Source organism: Desulfoplanes sp. PS50, assembly GCF_053851535.1.
In genome coordinates this window covers 11448-28612 of sequence record NZ_JBSPZA010000037.1, presented here as the reverse complement: position 1 = coordinate 28612, position 17165 = coordinate 11448, and the positions used below count along the sequence as shown (strand labels likewise).

Sequence of the window (17165 nt, the reverse complement as noted above, 5' to 3'; positions counted from 1 at the left end):
GGGCGTACACAAAAGAATTTGGCGCAGGGAATTGGGGTGCCCCAGGTTCCCTGCGCCATTGGGCTGTTTTAGAGGTCTTCGGGGCCGGGTTTGGGTTTGTTGTGCTTCATGATCGGGTGCTTCTTTTTTTTCCAGAAGCGTTCGCTCATTCCCTGGATGACCACGTAGAAGACCGGCACGAAAAAGATCATCAAAAAGGTGGCCGAGATCATGCCCGCGAACACGGCTGTGCCCAGGGCCTGGCGGCTGGCGGCTCCCGCACCTGTGGCGATGACCAGCGGAAAAACACCCAGGATGAAGGCGAAGGCGGTCATCAGAATGGGCCGGAAGCGCAGCCGGGCCGCCTCCAGAGCCGCCTCCACGATACCTTGGCCCGCATCATGGCCCTCCTTGGCGAATTCCGAGATAAGGATGGCTGTCTTACAGGCCAGGGCGATGAGCAGGACGATACCGATCTGGGTGTACACATTCACATCCGTATGCCGTAAATATACGGCAATGACCGTACCGAGCAGGGCCAGGGGAACGGCGAGAATGATCGTCAGCGGCAATGTCCAGCTTTCGTATTGGGCGCACAGAACCAGATAGACAAAGATGATCGCCAGGACAAAGATGATTATCGTGGCCGAGCCTGCAATCTTTTCCTGATAGGACATGCCTGACCACTCATATCCCATGGACGCTGGAAGTTTGGAATGGGCGATGTTTTCCATCATGGTCATGGCCTGGCCCGAACTGACGCCCGCTGCACCCTGGCCGTTCAGGGTCGCCATGGGATAGAGGTTGTACCGGGTGATCAACTGGGGCCCGAGGGTCTTGCTGACGGAGACCACCGTGCCCAGGGGGATCATGTCCCCGTCATTGTTTCGCACCTCGAGCCGCTTGATGTCTTCCACCCGGGTTCTGAATCTGGCGTCAGCCTGAACCCGGACCTGGTAAGATCTTCCAAAGATGTTGAAATCGTTCACATAGGTGGATCCGAGATTGGCCTTCAAGGTATCGAAGACATCGGAGAGGGGGATACCCAGACTCTTGGTCTGGGTACGGTCAACATCGGCGAAGAGCTGGGGGGTGTTTGCCCTGAAGGTGGTGTACACCTGGGAGAGGGTTGATTGGCCGTTGGCGGCCAGGGCGATTTCCTGGGTCATCTGCTCCAGGGTGGTCAGTCCCACATCGCCCCTGTCCTGAATTTTCATTTCAAAACCGCCGGCCTGGCCCAGACCTGTAATGGCTGGAGGGGAAAAGGCCACGACATGGGCCTCCTGGATGGCCCCCCCAATCTGCCAGAGCTCACCGAGCATGGCTTTGATATCCAATCCCTTGGGAAGACGTTCATCCCAGGAATCAAAGATCACCCAGATGGTCGCTGCGTTGGAGGTGATCGCTCCATCGAGCAACGAGTAACCGGGTACGGAAATCCAACTGCGCACTCCGGGGAGCTTGCCGATCTGACTGTTCAGTTTGGAGACCACTTCAAGGGTTCGTTTCTGGGAGGCGGCATCCGGAAGCTGGACGCTGACCATGGCATAGCCCTGGTCCTCTGAGGGAACAAACCCCGTGGGCAGTTGGAGAAATCCCCATGCCGCAGCCCCTGTCACGCCGGCAAAAAGGACAAAGACGAGAAAACCTCTGCGGACCATCCCCGAAATGACAAAGCCGTATCCCTTCTGGATTCTGTCGAAGGTCCAGTTGAACCCTCGTGCAAAGATGTTGTGATGCTGGGTCGAGGGCCGAAGGATGATCCCGCACAGGGCCGGGCTGAGGGTCAGGGCGTTCAGGGCGCTGAAAACCGTGGCCGTGGCAATGGTCAGGGCGAATTGGCTGTACAGGGCACCGGTGATTCCCCCCATGAACGCAGTGGGTACGAAAACGGCAAGGAGTACCAGGGTGGTGGCCACGATGGGCCCGGTAACTTCGTTCATGGCCCGGATGGTCGCCTCCCTGGGAGGGAGTTTGAGGTCGTCCATGTTCCGGGTGGCGTTTTCAACGACAACGATGGCGTCATCGACCACAATGCCGATGACCAAAACGATTCCGAACAGGGAGAGCATGTTGATGCTCACCCCGAGACCGGCCATGACCGCAAAGGTCCCGATGAGCGAGACTGGAATGGTCGCCGCGGGGATCAGCGTGGCCCGCCAGTCCTGCAGAAAGACCAGGATGACGATGAACACCAGGACAATGGCGATGAAGATGGTCTCCACGACTTCGTCGATGGAGGCTTCCACAAACTCCGTTGTGTCAAAGGGTATGGCGTAGTCGAGCCCTTTGGGGAAACTTTGTTTGAGTTCTTTGAGCCGGTTTTTGACATTCTCGGCCACGTCCAGGGCATTGGCACCGGGTTGCTGAAAAATGGCGATGGCCGCGGTGGGAATGCCGTTGTATTGACTGGCCACGTCATAGGACTGGGCGCCCAGCTCAACACGGGCGATATCCCGGATGCGAACCATGGCCCCGCCCGGGAGGGTTTTGACGATGATCGATTCGAATTGTTTGGCATCGGTCAACCGTCCCTTGACCGTAATGGAATATTGAAAGTCCTGTTCCTGGGGGGCGGGGGGTTGGCCGATCTGACCGGCGGCCACCTGGACATTCTGTTCATTGATGGCGTTGAGCACGTCGGTGGTGGTCAGTCCTCGTGCCTTGAGTTTGTAAGGATCAAGCCAGATGCGCATGCTGTAATCGCCTGCACCGAAAATGAATACCGAGCCGACTCCGTCGATTCTGGCCAGTTCGTCCTGGAGGTACAGGGAGGCGTAATTACTCAGATAAAGGGAATCAAAGGTCTCGTCAGGTGATGTCAGGGTGGTGAAGAGAAGGATGTTCGTGGATTTTTTTTCCGTGGTCACCCCCATGCGCTGGACAGCCTCGGGAAGCATGGCCGTGGCCTGACTGACACGATTCTGAACCAGGACCTGGGCCATATCCAGGTCGGTGCCTATGTCAAAGGATACGGTCAGGGAGTAATCCCCGTTGTTGGCACAGGTGGAGGACATGTAGATCATGCCTTCGACACCGTTGACCTGTTCCTCGATGGGTTGGGCCACTGTATCGGCCAGCACCTGGGCGTTGGCTCCCGGATAGTTGGTGGAGACCGCGATGGTCGGCGGGGCGATTTCCGGATACTGGGCCACGGGCAGGGATCGCAGGGTGACCAGGCCGGCGATGATGATCAGGATGGAGACCACGGCCGCAAAGATGGGGCGGTTGATGAAGAAACGGCTGAACATGGGGGCTCCTTAGGCGTCTTGTGAGGGGGCGGGTGCCTTGATCAGGGTCTTGGGATCGACCTCCTTGGGGGTAACTTCTGCCCCGGGCCGGGCCTTTTGCAGACCCTTGACGATGACCCGGTCGTCAGGTTCAAGGCCATCGGCGATCACCCGCATGCCGTTGTCCAGAATCCCAGTGGTCACGGAGCGATATTCCACTTTGTTGTCCTTAGTCACCACCAGAACATATTCGCCTTGCTGGTCAACGCCAAGGGCCTGGTCAGGGACCAGAAGGGCATTCTCCTCCTGACCCAGAGGCACGCTGATGCGGGCGAAGAGACCCGGCAGGAGCCAGTGATTCTCATTGTTGAAAACAGCCCTGACCTGCATGGTGCCGGAAGTGGCCTGAAGCCGGTTGTCCACATAGTCGATATTGCCTTTGTAGGGATAGTCGGCCTGGTTGGAGAGTCCCAAAAAGGCCTTTTGCCTGGTGTCCAGGGAGAATTCCTTGGCCTTGCTATGTTCCTGGTAATAGAGAAGATCCCGCTCACTGACCGTGAAATAGGCGTACATGGGATCGTCGTTGACAATGGTCGCCAAAAGGGTCGGAGTGCCTGCACCGACCAGATTGCCCTTGTCCACCAGGCTGCGGTCGATGCGTCCGTTGATGGGCGCTGTGATGTGGGTGTAGTTGAGATTCAGCCGGGCAGTCTCCACGCTGGCCTTGGCACTTTCCACCTGGGCGTCGGCCTGTTCCTTCTTGGCCCTGGCCTCGATCACGTCCACTTCGCTGACCGCCCGATCCTTGTAGGCATTTTCCTTGCGGGTCAGGGTTGTTTTGGCCAGTTCCAGTTCGGCCCTGCGGACCAGGAGTTCGGCCTGGGCCTCCTTGAGCTTGGCCTCATAGGGACGTGGATCGATGACAAAGAGGAGATCCCCCTCTTTGACGTAGGAACTGGGCGTAAAAAGAATTTTTTTCAGGTATCCTTCCACCCGGGGCCGGATCTCCACAGACTCCTTGGCCTCGGTCGTCCCGGTAAATTCCGCGTAGGTAGTCACCGTCTTGACCAAGGGTTTGCTCACGGTAACGCTTGCGGGAGGCGGGGGAACATAGGTGTTTTTCTTTTCCTTGCAGCCGGTGAACAATAACAGGGAACACGTGATCAATGCGAGCAAGGGATATATGCGGGGAAGGGATGTCCGTTGCATGGGGGTGGCTCCTTGTGGTGGGAATAAGTGCGCAGGGCTCAGTGCGCAGTGCGCAGGGTAAACGGGTTGTGGATGGCGGTGGTCGTTTTTTTGACCTTATTGACCCTATTGACCTTGTTGACCTTGGGGTTATTCGAAGATTGTTTCTTTGAGCGTGGGCAGCGGGGCTTCGGGATTGTCCGGATCCCATCCTCCGCCAATGGCTGCGTACAGATTGACGAAATTAGCCGCACTGCTTCCCCGGGCCGAGGCCAGGTCATTTTCAAGGGAGAACTGATCCCGCTGGGCATCCAGGACATCCTGGAAATTGACCAGTCCCTGTTTGTATAATCGGGTGGACAGGTCCACGGAACGTCTGGCCGCGTCCACGGCCCGGTTCAGGGCCGCCAGGCGGACCCGGTCTTCGATATAGGAACGCAGGGCGTTTTCCACCTCGTTCAGGGCATTGAGGACCGTGCTTTCGTAACGGAACAGGTACTGCCTGGTCACAGCGTCCTGGGCCTTGACCTGGTTGCGGATGCGATTGGCAGAAAAGATGTTCCAGCGCAGGGACGGGCCAAAGGCGAACACATTGCTGGCTGGTTCAAAGAGATCATTGGTGTTGATGGATTCATAGCCAAACGAGCCGGTCAACGAAAGGCTCGGATAGAGATCGGCCTTGGCCACGCCGATGCGTGCGGTCTGGGCGGCCAATTGCCGTTCAGCCCTGCGGATATCCGGGCGCTGCCTGAGAAGATCCGCAGGCATGCCCAGGGTGGCCTTTTCCGGAGGCAGAGGGATGTCCCGGGGAATGCTCAGTTCGTCATACAAGGCTCCGGGCTGGCGGCCCAGAAGGATGCCCATGGTGTTGATGTTCTTTGAAAGCTCGATGCGCAGGGGCGGAACCGAAGCCTCGGAACTGGCCAGGACCCGCTCGGCCTGTGCAACCTCCAGTCCGGTGGCCAGCCCGTACTTGAATTTGGACCTGGTTAGTTCCAGGACCTGTTTCTGGGATTCGATGTTTGCGTCCGCAGCGGCGAGCCGGGCCTGGTAGGTTCGGATATTCAGGTAGGTCAGGGCCACATTGGCGTACAGGGAGATCATCACGTCGGTCCGGTCCTCCCGGGTGGCCTGGAAATCGGCTCCGGCAGCCTCCACCGATCGTCGGATGCGTCCGAACAGGTCGATCTCCCAGCTTGCAGAAACACCCGGGGCGTACTGGGTTTCGGTCTTGCCGAGTCCGTAATTGTTTGTACTGGTTCGGTAGCGGGTGATGGACGCATCGGCATCCAGGGAAGGGACTTCCTCTCCCAGGGCCATGCCGAGGCGTGCCCTGGCTTCATCCACCCGGGCCACGGCTTCCTTGATATCCAGGTTGCCCTGGGCGGCCTCGGTGATCAGTCGGGTCAGCAGGGGATCATCGTAGAGCTTCCACCACTCCAGAACCAGGGATTCCCTGGCCTGGATGGCCGGATCAAGAGGGGTATGCCAGGAGGACGGCATGTCCGTTTTCGGAGGGGCATAGTCCGGTCCGACAGCGGCACACCCTGCGAGCAGTATGATAAGAAACAAAAAAAGGGCCTGAAAGATGTGAAGGGTGCGGGTCAAAGAACAACGACCCTGGTGTCTGGTCGGGTCCATATGCGGGGATCCATGGTTGGGGTGAGGGAGGGAACGCACGAAACCTGAACGCTGCCAAGACCTGTTTTGATTTCGAATGACCGTACACTGCAGCATAGTTTGGGCCCTTTAGCAAAAAAACAGGAGAATGTGTAGGGGAAATCAGGCCGCAATTCCGTGAATTATTGTCGGATTGCTCGATCGAATCGGCCGTTTCGGAGATAGAAAAGGACCTGGTGGATGACCTCCGGGTTGCGCATGATAAAGGGATGGGCGGCATCGACCACCAGGAAATCACGCATGCCGGCCAGCCGTGCCCTGCGGGTCGAGACCTTGCCGTCATTCTCTCCGGGCAGCATGGTCGAGAGAATGAGATTGACGGATTTTTTCCCCGTGATCACACCCAGGTCAAAATGCGCGGGCCCGAGGCGCTGGGGCAGATCGTTTTTTCCGGTACCCAGTTCGAGGCCTGCCGGACCGTTCACAAGGCGGTACAGGACACGATGCCTGAGCCGGTCGACTACTTCGCTGCCCTGGTTGGGCGGGCTGAGCATGACCACGCGACCCAGGGTGTTCAGATTGGCGGTGGCGAGGATCTGCCTGACAATGATGCCGCCCATGGAGTGGGTCACGAAATGAAGACACGCATAGCCGTTCGGATCGACCCTCTCCAGGAGCGCTTCATAAATGCCCTTTGCCAAGCGGGCGATGGGATGGTGTCTGGACGGGTAATCCACATTGACCACATCGTACCCGGCACGGAAGAGCGCCTTTTCGAGCCTGCTCATGGACCGGTATGTCCTGCACAGGCCGTGCAGGAGCACAACACATTCGGGATTGTTCTGCACGAGGGTATGGCAGCGGATGTTCTCCATGGCCTGCACCTATCCTTCTTGTGCTCCAAGCACAATGCGCAGCCCTGATTCAGGGATTGTTCCGGGACCATGCCCGCCTGGACAGGGCACCCGCCCCGGACGTAGAGAACCGTTTTCGAGGCGGGAATTGTGTACCCCCTCATCTGAACCCTTACTCTGCGGATAGCCATGACCACTCGAGCTGCCTCCCTGATGATCCAGGGGACCTGTTCCAATGCCGGAAAGAGTTTACTCGTGGCCGGGATCTGTCGCGCCCTGCGCAACCAGGGGGTGCGCGTGGCCCCGTTCAAGGCCCAGAACATGTCCCTCAATTCCTACGTGACCCTGTCCGGGGAGGAGATCGGCCGGGCCCAGGCGCTGCAGGCCCAGGCCTGCGGGCTGGAGCCCATGGCGGAGATGAACCCGGTTCTTTTAAAGCCCAACACCCAGACCGGGTCCCAGGTCATTGTCATGGGAAAACCCGTGGCCTCCATGGAGGCGCGGACCTATTTCGCGTACAAGAGCTCGCTTTTTGACACGGTCAAAGAGAGCTATGATCGTCTGGCCCGCGAGTTCGATGTGGTGATTCTGGAAGGGGCGGGCAGTCCCGCGGAGATCAATCTCAAGAAACACGACATCGTGAACATGCGCATGGCCCGGTATGCCAAAAGTCCCGTGCTCATTGTTGCGGATATCGACCGGGGCGGGGCCTTTGCCTCCCTCATCGGGACCATGGCCTGCCTTGAGGAGTGGGAGAGGGAGCTCACCGCGGGATTCATCCTCAATAAATTCAGGGGGGATGCCTCGCTTCTTGATGACGCCCTGACCTATACCGCCACAAAGACGGGCAAGCCCTTTTTCGGGGTGCTGCCCTATCTTTCCGACCTGGGACTGCCGGAAGAGGATTCGGTCACCTTCAGGGAGTCCGGGTTCGAGCATCAGGGGGGGAAGGATCAGCTATGCCTGGACATTGCTTGCATCGACCTGCCCCATATCTCCAATTTCACGGATTTTGACGCCTTGGCCCTGGAACCCGATGTGCGCATGCGCCTTGTGCGCACTCCCGAGGAGCTGCGCGGCAGACGTCCTGACTGCCTGATCCTGCCCGGGAGCAAGAGCACCCTGGCGGATCTGGCCGCCCTCAGACAGACCGGCCTGGCCGGGGCCATTCGGGAATTTGCGGCAGCCGGGGGCACGTTGGTGGGAATCTGTGCGGGATTTCAGATGCTGGGGGAGGTGATCAGTGATCCCCTGGGGGTGGAGTCGGGTTGTAACCAGGCCCCGGGACTGGGACTTCTTCCCATGGTCACGGAGCTTGGGCAGGAGAAGACGCTGCATCGCTCCAGGGTGACGCACATCCCTTCCGGGCTGTCTGTTTCAGGCTATGAAATCCACCATGGGAGGACCCGCATCCTGGATCGGGACAAAAGTGAGCCGGTTTTTTCGGGGAGTTCCGATGTGGTCGGACTGGCCGACCTTCGGGGAAATGTCTGGGGGGCCTATGTCCACGGGCTGTTCGATGCCGACGCGTTCCGACGGCATGTGCTGGACGGGTTGCGGGTAGCCAGGGGGCTTGCGCCCAAAAAAGCGGTGCAGGTTGCCTATAACGTGGAGAAAGGTCTGGACCGGCTGGCCCGTGCCGTAGTCAAGCATCTGGATTGGGACAGGGTTCAAGGTCTGCTGGGGTAAGCTGTCGATCCGGTGCGGCAACGCACCGTGAGAATCCGTTTGTTCCTGGGATCGCCGAGCGTCTGCTCGGCAATGTGTTGACGGATTGCCAGGAATCAGGGGCAGATGGCGCAGGCCGAATCCGATGGAGACATGCTTTCAGCATCGCTGCCTGAATCGGGACCAATTGTTGTACAATACGTTTGTGCATTGGAGAATCAAGAAAATGACCGACATACTTCTACGAACATGCGCCCCGGATCAGATCGAAAATGCGTCCATGGCCATCATCGATTCCGAGGTACCGGATAAACCCTTTTTGGGACTGGAATGGCTCATTGCCCGGCGCATGGTGCATACCACGGCTGATTTTGATCTGTTAAACCATATCATGTTTTCACCCGGGGCGGTGGATGCGGGGATGTCGGTTCTGGAAAAGGGCGGGGTGCTGTACACCGATACCCAGATGGCCCGAATGGGCATTCCCCTGCGAAGGATGACGCCTCTGGGGTGCGAGGTGCGCTGCCTTTTGGACGATCCCCGGGTGGAGGATCTGGCCGGAAAAAACCGGACGACCCGCACCCGGGCTTGTGTGGATCTGGCACTTGAGGATCACGGACTGGGTGCCGAAAGCATCTATGTCATCGGCAACGCCCCCACCGCGCTGATCCGTCTTCTGGAGCTGGTCGAGGCGGGCAGGGCCCGGCCTGCGCTTATCGTGGGCATGCCCGTGGGGTTTGTGAACGCCGCCGAATCCAAGGAACTGCTCATTGCCCAGGATATTGTTCCCTTTATCACCATCCGGGGCAGAAAGGGGGGCTCGGCCCTGGCGGCCTGTGTCATCAACCAGCTGGCCCATTGTCTTCTGGAAAACCGCAATGCCTAGGCCGTCCTCCCACGGCGGAGAGATTCTGGCTGCATCCCGGGCCACAGGCAGGTGCCCGGATGATCTGCTTGATTTCAGCTCCAACGCCGACTCCCTGGTCGCGGATCTGACCGAAGGTATTGTCCGTTCCATTGACTATCCCTATGCATACTATCCCGATGACGGGTGCAGGGAATTGGTGGAGGCGCTGGCGGGAATGGAGGGTGTGGATGCAGGGGAGGTTCTGGTGGGCAACGGCTCTTCAGAGCTGATTTTTCTCTGTCTGCAGGCCTTGAAACCTACAAAGGTGGTCATTGTGGGCCCGGTGTTTTCCGAATACGCCAGGGCCTGCGAGAATCTGGGCATCGAGCATGAGCTCTATCTGCTGGACGAAGCCGGCGGTTTTGCCCTGACCCGGGAAGACATGGACAGGCTGACCCGGATATCCGGGGACATGCTCATCCTGTGTGTGCCCAACAACCCCACCACTGCCGTGTACAAGGATCTGGATGTCCTGCTCGGCAGCGTTAACCGCAAACATATCCTCATCGACAATACCTATCGAGAGTTTCTGTACGGGACCCCGGCCTATGACCAACAGGACGTGCACAGGTATCGGTCCGTGGTGCCCCGGGGAACCAGCGTCATTTCCCTGCAGAGTTTCACCAAGGCCTATTATTGCACGGGCATCCGCCTGGGCTATCTTCTGGCCCCGCAGCAAATCGTCGACACCCTCAAGGGGTGCAGGGCCCCGTGGACTGTGAGCCGGTTTGCCGAACTGGCCGGGCTGGCCTTTCTTGCAAACCGTGACGCGTATCGTGAACGCAGGCGAATGATGCCTGCTCTTCGGGAAGCATTTGTTGCGGATCTGACGAAAACCGGGCTCTTTGTGAACATCCTGTCATCAGATCTCAATTTTGTCCTGGCCAAACTTCAGGCGGGCCGGGATGTGGTCCAGCTGCAGACATATCTTCTTACGCGCGGCATCCTGGTGCGCAACTGCGACACCATCCCGGGCATGCCCAGGGGATATATCCGGCTGCAGGTCAGATGCGGGAAGGAGAACCGCGCCCTGGTCGAGGCCTGTACCTCCTACATCCGATCAGTCCCCACCGTCCAATCGGGTCATCCGGGTCAACAGGGCTGATTTTTCTCATGGCTGGTTTGCCCCGTTGCGCGCGGTTTGAAACTCCCTCGCGGGCCTCGTACCATCAAGCCGTCCTTTGGCATCGTCAGGACATCCTGTTTTTGTTGAACACCGGCTTGATGAACGATGCCTGGCTCGGTCAGACAGTCAAACCACCCGCAACGGGGCAAACCAGCCACGATACTCCAGACGCCTGGATGAGAACACATTTGTCGGGATCCGCTCGACTGTAGCGTCATGAAAAAATATTATCTTTGGAGTTGGATTTTGTAGTCGTCTCACTGCCTTTCCTGCGCACTGCGCACTGCCCCCTTTTACTCCTTCCTCTCCCCCTTCTCCAGATCATATTTATTGAAATACCCTCGCGGCGTGATCATCTTCTCGCCTGCAATCCGTGTCTGTGAATTGCCCACCAGAACGATGGTGGTCATGTCAACGGCTTCCACGTCGAAATCCCCGAGCCTGGCTACCTTGATCTCCTGACCCTCGCGAAAGGCCTTGCGCACGCTGCCCACAGCCAGCTGATCGCCCTGGTGGCGCTCGATGATGTTCAGTGCGGTTTCGAGCTGGTCGGTGCGCCGTTTGGACTTGGGGTTGTACAGAATGATGGCGAAATCCGCAGAGGCCGCGGCCTCGATCCGTTTGAGAATGAGCTCCCAGGGGGTGAGCAGGTCGCTTAGGGAGATGGAGGCGAAATCGTGCATGAGCGGGGCGCCGAGAAGTGCGGCCGCCGCGCACAGGGCCGGGATGCCCGGGACGATGGTGCAGGGCACGGTGTCCAGCAGGTCTGTCTTTTCCAGATATTCCAGGATGAGACCGGCCATGCCGTAGACGCCCGCGTCACCGCTGGAGACCACTACCGTGTTTCTGCCGCTTTGGCAGGCCGTAACCGCCATTCTGGCCCGGTCCAGTTCGTGACGCATGCCCGTGGCCATGACGTCCCTGCCCGTTGTCAGGTCGTGGGGAAGGAGTTTGATATACCCGGTATAGCCCACGATGAGATCGCTTGTTTCCATGGCGTGCCTGGCCATGGGGGCCAGCAGGGAGACATCGCCGGGGCCCAGCCCCACCACGGTCAGGGTGCCAGGGCGATGGCCAGCGTTGTTCGTCCCGTGATCTGCTTGGGCACAAGAAGGCTGGTTTGTCCGCTTTGTTTCAGGGCTGCTGCTTCGCATACGCTTTCAACTCCGATATGTTTTTTGACCATGGAGGACGGGGTGGGGATGGTGATGCCCTGGAGCTCGTCGGCCGAATAAAAGACAAGGGGGACGTCCAAGGCCCGGGCTGCCTCAACCATCCCCTTTTCCTGCGCTTTGATGTCGATGCTGGCCAGTGCGGCCAGGCTGCCCAGGGCCAACCGGTGCTGGGAAAAAACCCGGGTGATGGCGGTCATGATTTCCTCCCGGTTCGTGCCCTTGCGGCATCCGATGCCGGCCACGAGCACCCTGGGCTGGAGGATGAGCGTCTGATCGTCATCCGTCATCCGCCAGGTCACCCGGACCAGGGGCGTGTCCTGACCGTGACTGTTTTCGTTGCCGGCAGGGATGAACCAGGGGGTCAGTTCCGGGTTCGTTGCAGCATGCAGTCTGTTTTCCGGATCATCCACTAGCACGGGACGTCCTTCAGCCAGGGCTGCGTTGATCACCTTGATCCGTTCAGGGTTGGCGATGACCAGTTCGTTTCTGGCCGCCAGCGTGTCTATGGCCGGAACGTTCTCGGTATCCGTGGCCGTGGTGATCACCGGGGTTCCGCCGGTCAGTTCGGCGACCTTTCTCGCCACTTCGTTGGCACCGCCCAGATGGCCGGCAAGCAGGCTGATGATATGGGTCCCCTTGTGATCCAGAACGACGACTGCCGGGTCTCGGGTTTTGTTTTCCAGATGGGGGGCGATGGTGCGTACGGCAATGCCTGCGGCGGCCAGGAAGATATGGGCGTCATAGTCATGGAAAATGCGGGCCACCAGGGCGGGCAGGGAATTAAATCCCCGGATGCGAGCATCCTCGGCCATCCGTGCGGGGGCGTACAGATCCCCGTCCAGGCTGCGGGCCAGGCGGTTGCCCAGGGTGAGCCCCTGGCGTGTCAGCACGTAGATGGCGCAGGATCTGTTCATTGGTCCCCGCTGCTGCGATATCCGTGGGCAAAAGAGGGATCGTACAATTTCGATCGTTCCTGATCCCGGTTTTCCGACGGAAGGATCAGGAAAACAGCCTGACGGATCAGCCCGTTTGCCTGCGCCGTGCGGCTCAGATCTTTCAGGCGGGTGCGGATGATCTGTTCCTGGGGATGGCCGACCATTGTGCCGATGATGATGGTTGTCTCGGGGGAGAGTCCGGCCTCCAGCAATTCCTTTTCCAGGGCTTCGTGTTTGTCTGCGGAAAGGTAGACGGCCAGGGAAGAGCCGTGGGCGGCCATGTGTCGGATGGCCTCTGTGTCCGGAACCGGGGTGCGTCCGGCCATGCGGGTCAGAATGAGGCTCTGGGTCCCGCCTGGAGCGGTGAAGGAGACCTTGGCGGCTGCGGCTGCGGCAAAGGCGGCTGTGACCCCGGGAATAATTTCGTGATCGATTCCCGCTGCATCCAGAAGGTCTATCTGTTCCTGGACAGCCCCGAACAGGGCCGGATCGCCCGTATGCACCCGGGCTGCGATCTTTCCGGCGCGTACCATGCGCACCAGGAGATCGTTGGTTTGCTCCAGGGTCAGCGGGGCCGAATCAACGATTTCGGCCCCGGGATCTGCCGCGTCGATCACTTCTCGAGGCACCAGGGAGCCGGTAAACAGAACCAGACCGGCCGCTTTGATGATTTTCTGTCCCTTGACCGTGATCAGTTCGGGATCGCCGGGACCGGCACCTATGAAATAGACCTTAGGTTCAAAACGGTTTTGTTTGCATCGGTTCGATTCAGGACGGCTCATGCGTGCTCCGGTTTGTCAGCCATGATGATAAATACCGGGTTCAAGGGTTTGAGCCGGGTCGCCCCGGCCACGGGATCGGACAGGCTGCCTGCGAGCTGGGTCAGGGACCAGGTCAGGCCGTGATCATTAAGGGTGGTGCGCACGGTCTCCAGGGTTTCCAGCAAAATGGCGTGGATCACCAGTCGTCCCCCGGGTTTGAGCCGGGCGAGTCCGGTCGTGAGAACCCGGGGGTCCCGGGCCCCGCCGCCTATGAAGATGCGGTCCGGGTCGGGCAGATCGGCGAGGGCCTCCGGCATTTCGCCCTGGACCGGTTTTACCAGCCAGGTTCGATTTTTGCGGATGTTTTCCCGGATCATGGCCACGCGATGGGGTTTTGCCTCCACGGCAAAGACACTGCCCTGTTGCAGCAGGGTTGCCGCCTCGATGGAAACGGACCCGCACCCCGCCCCCAGATCCCAGAGAAGGGAGTCGGGCTCGAGTCCGAGAGCGGCTATCCCTGCGGCGCGGACCACGGATTTGGTGATCAGTCCTCGCTCGTGGACAAACGCGCTGTCCGGCCGGCCGAATCGGGGAGGATGAAAATCCGGTTGTTCGATGATCACAAAAGAGAGGGAGGCGCTTTCCCTGGTTGCGGCCTCCTCCAGGGTGAGCCGGGCATATTGTTCCTGGGAGGCGTCCAGATTTTCAAAGAGATAGAAAATGCAGGGGCTTACATCGGCATGGCCCATGCCCTGATCCATGCAGGCTCGGGCGATGCGAGCCGGAGAATTATTGATGTCGGTAAAGATTCCGGTCAGGGGATGGTGGGTCAGGGAGGCGAACAGGGGTGCCCAGTCGTTTCGCCCGTGCAGGGAGACCAGATGCAGATCGCCAAGCCCCCTGCCCAGCCGCGCGGCCGCTGTCTGGGGGGCGGAGACGTTCGGCAGAACATGGACCCGGTCCCTGCCCAGCCTGCGCACCAGGGTGGTTCCGATCCCAAAGGTCATCGGGTCCCCGTCGGCCAGGACCACGACGCATGCCCCTGTTCGATCTTCCCGGTCCAGCAGCTCCATGGTCTGGTCCAGGTTCGGGACAAGGGGGTGTCTGGTCCCCCGGGCATGGGGGAACATGGCCAATTGGCGTTCGCCCCCGGTCAGGATGTCCGCGCTATCGATCAGCTGCCTGGCGGAGGGAGAAATATGGTCGGAGCACAGCCCCAGTCCGATGACATGGATCATGATGGTTTCCGTTTCAGGGTCGAGGCGAGGAGATCCCCGTTGAAATCAAAGAGACAGTAGTCCACTTCCATACGGGAGCTGCTAAATTGCAGGGCGTGGCCCCGGGCCGTGCGGATGAGACGTTCGTAGTAGCGGCCATGGTCCGGATCGTGACGGATGATCTCCTGGATGTGCAGGGCCGTATTGGCCTGGGCGATTTTTTCTCCAATTGACGGAGAGAGCCCCAGATCCCCCCACCAGGAGGCCAGAACCTCAAAGTCGATGGCCGCGTTTTTGGCGTGGGTGCTCGGAAGGCCCAGGGCCTGTTTGACCAGCTTGCCGAAAAAGACCCCCCAGACCACATGGGTCACTCCCTGGTCCGCGGCCATGGCCATGGAGGGTTCAAAAAAGTCCGCCACAGTGACGAAACATTCCCCGGGCCATGCGGGCAGCAGGGCCTGCAAAAGCCGTTCGCTGCGCCCCCCGGTGGTGAAGCCGACCCGGTTTTCGCCCATAACGCGTATACTGCGCAGGCATTGGTCGATGGTCGCCAGATAGGCCTCGTTGCTGAAGGGTTTTACCGTGCCCCGGGTGCCCAGGATGGAGATGCCTCCCTCTATGCCCAGACGGGGGTTGAGGGTCTTTGAGGCCAGCTGTTCTCCCTGGGGAACCTCCACCAGGACCCGTACCCGGGCCGTGATCCCTTTCTGGTCGAGCAGGTCGCGCACGGTTCGTTCGATCTGTGCCCGGGGGGCCGGATTGATGGCCGGTTCGCCCACGGGAACGGGCAGGCCCGGCCGGGTCACCCGGCCGACGCCTCTGCCCCCCTGGATGAGCACCTCGGTGGCCGGGACGTTCGTTTCCAGAGAGATCAGACATTCGATGGGGGTCTCGTGGGTGACGTCGGGATCGTCTCCCCCGTCCTTGATCACGGTGACCCTGACACCGTCGTGCTCCCGTGCATAGGCATGCACGGGGATGGTGATGATTTCTTCCTGCGGGGTGAGAATGGTCACCGATTCCGGAGACTTTCCCGAGAGCAGATGGATCAGCCCGGCGTGGGCCGCTGCCGTGGCCGCACTTCCCGTGGTGTATCCGTGTCTGAGTGCTCTGTTCATGCGAGCGGTTCTCCCGCGCAGGCCCGGACAAAGGAGGGTGCCAGTTCCGGATTGGAGCAAAAATGCAGATGGATGTACGAGCCCAGGGTGTTGTATCTGACCACCCCTTTTCCAGCGGGATACGCGCCCTTGCGGTCCGTGGTCGCGTAGATCCCCTCTTGGGGACAACCGTTTCCAAGCAATCGGGAATAATGGAATTCATGGCCCCTGAACCGGGAGCCGGCCGGACCCAGGAGGGAAGATGCCCTGGTGACGACCTCCCTGTAGCCCAGGGCAGCGAACCTGGCCTGCAGGGCGCATTCGCAGTCAAAGATCCCGACCATCTCGTGGCGGTTTCCTGCTCTGTCCTGCAGACCGTTCATGAGATACATGAACCCCCCGCATTCGGCATAGATGGGATGGCCGGCCCGGGCAAAGGATTTGATGGCCTGACGCATGGAACGGTTTGCCGCCAGGGGTCGGGCGAAGAGCTCCGGGTAGCCCCCTCCCAGATAGAGGCCGTGGAGCGGGCCGGGAAGGTCCTGGTCTCCCATGGGCGAAAAAAAGACGAGTTCGGCACCTGCCTGTTCCAATGCGCGCAGATTTTCCCGGTAATAAAAACAAAAGGCCTGGTCCATGGCCACTCCCAAACGGATTCTGGCTGTTTTGGGCGGGATTGTTTTCCGGGAGGGCACGAGGGCAATGGCCGGAAGATGGGTGATCATTTCCCGGACATTCATGGCCGAATTGATCCACTGGAGCATGGTCCGGGTTCTTTGTTCGGTGTCCAACTCATGGGCCATGACCAGCCCCAGGTGCCGGGAGGGAACGTTCAGGGCATCATTTCTGGGCAGACAGCCGAGTACAGGGATGTTCAGATTTTTTGCCATGGCCTCTTTGAGCAGGGCTTCATGCCGGGGACTGGCCACGTTGTTGAAGATGATTCCGGCAAAAGTGATGTCCGGATCAAAGGTCACATAGCCTTTGACCTCGGCGGCTGCGGATCGTCCCATGCCCCTGGCGTCCACCACCAGGATGACGGGAATGTCCAGGATTTTGGCCAGCTGTCCGGCCGATCCCTGTTCCGTGGTGCCTGAAAACCCGTCAAAAAGTCCCATGGCCCCTTCCACAATGCCCACATCGCTGCCGTGCAGATGGCGGGCAAAGATGTTCCGAACCGTTTCGGGATCAAGCATCCATCCGTCCAGGTTGTGGCTGGGCACGCCGGTGACGGCCTGGTGGTGGCCGGGATCGATGAAATCGGGTCCCGCCTTGTAGGGCTGGACGCGGATGCCCGCCTCGGCCATGGCCGCCATGAGCCCCAGGCTCACAGAGGTCTTGCCGCAGCCGCTGCGGGTTCCGGCGATCATAAAGGCCCTGGCAGAGGGATGAACGGTTGTCACAGGAT

Annotated in this window: 13 protein-coding genes; 3 read left to right on the top strand and 10 right to left on the bottom strand. The window is 59.7% G+C overall.

Translation table 11 applies throughout. From position 1 onward, the window contains the following. Window positions 1-68 precede the first annotated feature (68 nt). The 4 genes from ACTVJH_RS13870 to ACTVJH_RS13855 all read right to left on the bottom strand — a co-directional run bounded on the left by ACTVJH_RS13870 (window position 69) and on the right by ACTVJH_RS13855 (window position 6892). Window positions 69-3230, bottom strand: coding sequence for an efflux RND transporter permease subunit (locus tag ACTVJH_RS13870; protein ID WP_455991892.1), 3162 nt, complete (start codon window positions 3228-3230; stop codon window positions 69-71). 9 nt (window positions 3231-3239) lie between these two features. Further along, complete coding sequence (locus tag ACTVJH_RS13865; protein ID WP_455991889.1) at window positions 3240-4418, bottom strand: efflux RND transporter periplasmic adaptor subunit; 1179 nt, start codon at window positions 4416-4418, stop codon at window positions 3240-3242. A 129-nt stretch (window positions 4419-4547) separates the two neighbouring features. After that, entirely contained in the window at window positions 4548-6038 is a 1491-nt protein-coding gene (locus ACTVJH_RS13860; RefSeq protein ID WP_455991886.1) for an efflux transporter outer membrane subunit, read from the bottom strand. Window positions 6039-6199: 161 nt separating this feature from the next. Continuing rightward, entirely contained in the window at window positions 6200-6892 is a 693-nt protein-coding gene (locus ACTVJH_RS13855) for an esterase/lipase family protein (RefSeq protein WP_455991883.1), read from the bottom strand. Between the two features lie 168 nt (window positions 6893-7060). On the opposite strand from ACTVJH_RS13855, the gene ACTVJH_RS13850 reads away from it, so the two are divergent. The 3 genes from ACTVJH_RS13850 (at window position 7061) to ACTVJH_RS13840 (ending at window position 10551) form a co-directional block, all read left to right on the top strand. Continuing rightward, window positions 7061-8560 carry a cobyric acid synthase gene (locus tag ACTVJH_RS13850; protein ID WP_455991880.1) on the top strand — a complete coding sequence of 500 codons (1500 nt, stop codon included), beginning with the start codon at window positions 7061-7063 and terminating at the stop codon, window positions 8558-8560. Window positions 8561-8765: 205 nt separating this feature from the next. Then, window positions 8766-9425, top strand: a complete 660-nt coding sequence (locus ACTVJH_RS13845; RefSeq protein ID WP_455991877.1) for a precorrin-8X methylmutase — start codon at window positions 8766-8768, stop codon at window positions 9423-9425. Then, the gene (locus ACTVJH_RS13840; protein WP_455991874.1) at window positions 9418-10551 is read left to right on the top strand and encodes a pyridoxal phosphate-dependent aminotransferase; all 1134 of its coding nucleotides are present in this window, start codon (window positions 9418-9420) and stop codon (window positions 10549-10551) included. The genes ACTVJH_RS13845 and ACTVJH_RS13840 overlap by 8 nt, the downstream gene beginning before the upstream one ends. Window positions 10552-10865: 314 nt before the next feature. Here the strand turns inward: ACTVJH_RS13840 and cobJ are convergent, their stop codons facing one another. The 6 genes from cobJ to ACTVJH_RS13810 are packed head-to-tail and all read right to left on the bottom strand — an operon-like array spanning window position 10866 to window position 17160. Beyond that, a complete protein-coding gene (gene cobJ / locus ACTVJH_RS13835) occupies window positions 10866-11621 on the bottom strand; it encodes a precorrin-3B C(17)-methyltransferase (RefSeq protein WP_455991871.1) in 756 nt (251 codons plus the stop codon). A gap of 5 nt (window positions 11622-11626) precedes the next feature. After that, window positions 11627-12661: a cobalt-precorrin 5A hydrolase gene (locus ACTVJH_RS13830; protein ID WP_455991869.1), complete on the bottom strand. Its 1035-nt coding sequence runs from the start codon at window positions 12659-12661 to the stop codon at window positions 11627-11629. Further along, a complete protein-coding gene (gene cobM, locus ACTVJH_RS13825; protein WP_455991866.1) occupies window positions 12658-13464 on the bottom strand; it encodes a precorrin-4 C(11)-methyltransferase in 807 nt (268 codons plus the stop codon). Before cobM ends, ACTVJH_RS13830 begins: the two co-directional genes overlap by 4 nt. Next, window positions 13461-14681 (bottom strand): precorrin-6y C5,15-methyltransferase (decarboxylating) subunit CbiE, encoded by a 1221-nt coding sequence (cbiE, locus tag ACTVJH_RS13820; RefSeq protein WP_455991863.1) that lies wholly within the window; start codon window positions 14679-14681, stop codon window positions 13461-13463. The genes cobM and cbiE overlap by 4 nt, the downstream gene beginning before the upstream one ends. Further along, window positions 14678-15778, bottom strand: a complete 1101-nt coding sequence (gene cbiD, locus ACTVJH_RS13815; protein ID WP_455991860.1) for a cobalt-precorrin-5B (C(1))-methyltransferase CbiD — start codon at window positions 15776-15778, stop codon at window positions 14678-14680. Before cbiD ends, cbiE begins: the two co-directional genes overlap by 4 nt. Then, complete coding sequence (locus ACTVJH_RS13810; RefSeq protein ID WP_455991857.1) at window positions 15775-17160, bottom strand: cobyrinate a,c-diamide synthase; 1386 nt, start codon at window positions 17158-17160, stop codon at window positions 15775-15777. Before ACTVJH_RS13810 ends, cbiD begins: the two co-directional genes overlap by 4 nt. Window positions 17161-17165: the final 5 nt, after the last annotated feature.

Excerpts from the sequence above, each read along its gene's own strand:
- ACTVJH_RS13830 (WP_455991869.1), bottom strand. The coding sequence starts at position 12,661 with ATGAACAGATCCTGCGCCATCTACGTGCTGACACGCCAGGGGCTCACC.
- cbiE (WP_455991863.1), bottom strand. The coding sequence starts at position 14,681 with ATGATCCATGTCATCGGACTGGGGCTGTGCTCCGACCATATTTCTCCC.
- ACTVJH_RS13845 (WP_455991877.1), top strand. The coding sequence starts at position 8,766 with ATGACCGACATACTTCTACGAACATGCGCCCCGGATCAGATCGAAAAT.
- ACTVJH_RS13855 (WP_455991883.1), bottom strand. The coding sequence starts at position 6,892 with ATGGAGAACATCCGCTGCCATACCCTCGTGCAGAACAATCCCGAATGT.
- ACTVJH_RS13870 (WP_455991892.1), bottom strand. The coding sequence starts at position 3,230 with ATGTTCAGCCGTTTCTTCATCAACCGCCCCATCTTTGCGGCCGTGGTC.
- ACTVJH_RS13850 (WP_455991880.1), top strand. The coding sequence starts at position 7,061 with ATGACCACTCGAGCTGCCTCCCTGATGATCCAGGGGACCTGTTCCAAT.
- cobM (WP_455991866.1), bottom strand. The coding sequence starts at position 13,464 with ATGAGCCGTCCTGAATCGAACCGATGCAAACAAAACCGTTTTGAACCT.
- ACTVJH_RS13865 (WP_455991889.1), bottom strand. The coding sequence starts at position 4,418 with ATGCAACGGACATCCCTTCCCCGCATATATCCCTTGCTCGCATTGATC.
- ACTVJH_RS13860 (WP_455991886.1), bottom strand. The coding sequence starts at position 6,038 with ATGGACCCGACCAGACACCAGGGTCGTTGTTCTTTGACCCGCACCCTT.
- ACTVJH_RS13840 (WP_455991874.1), top strand. The coding sequence starts at position 9,418 with ATGCCTAGGCCGTCCTCCCACGGCGGAGAGATTCTGGCTGCATCCCGG.
- cbiD (WP_455991860.1), bottom strand. The coding sequence starts at position 15,778 with ATGAACAGAGCACTCAGACACGGATACACCACGGGAAGTGCGGCCACG.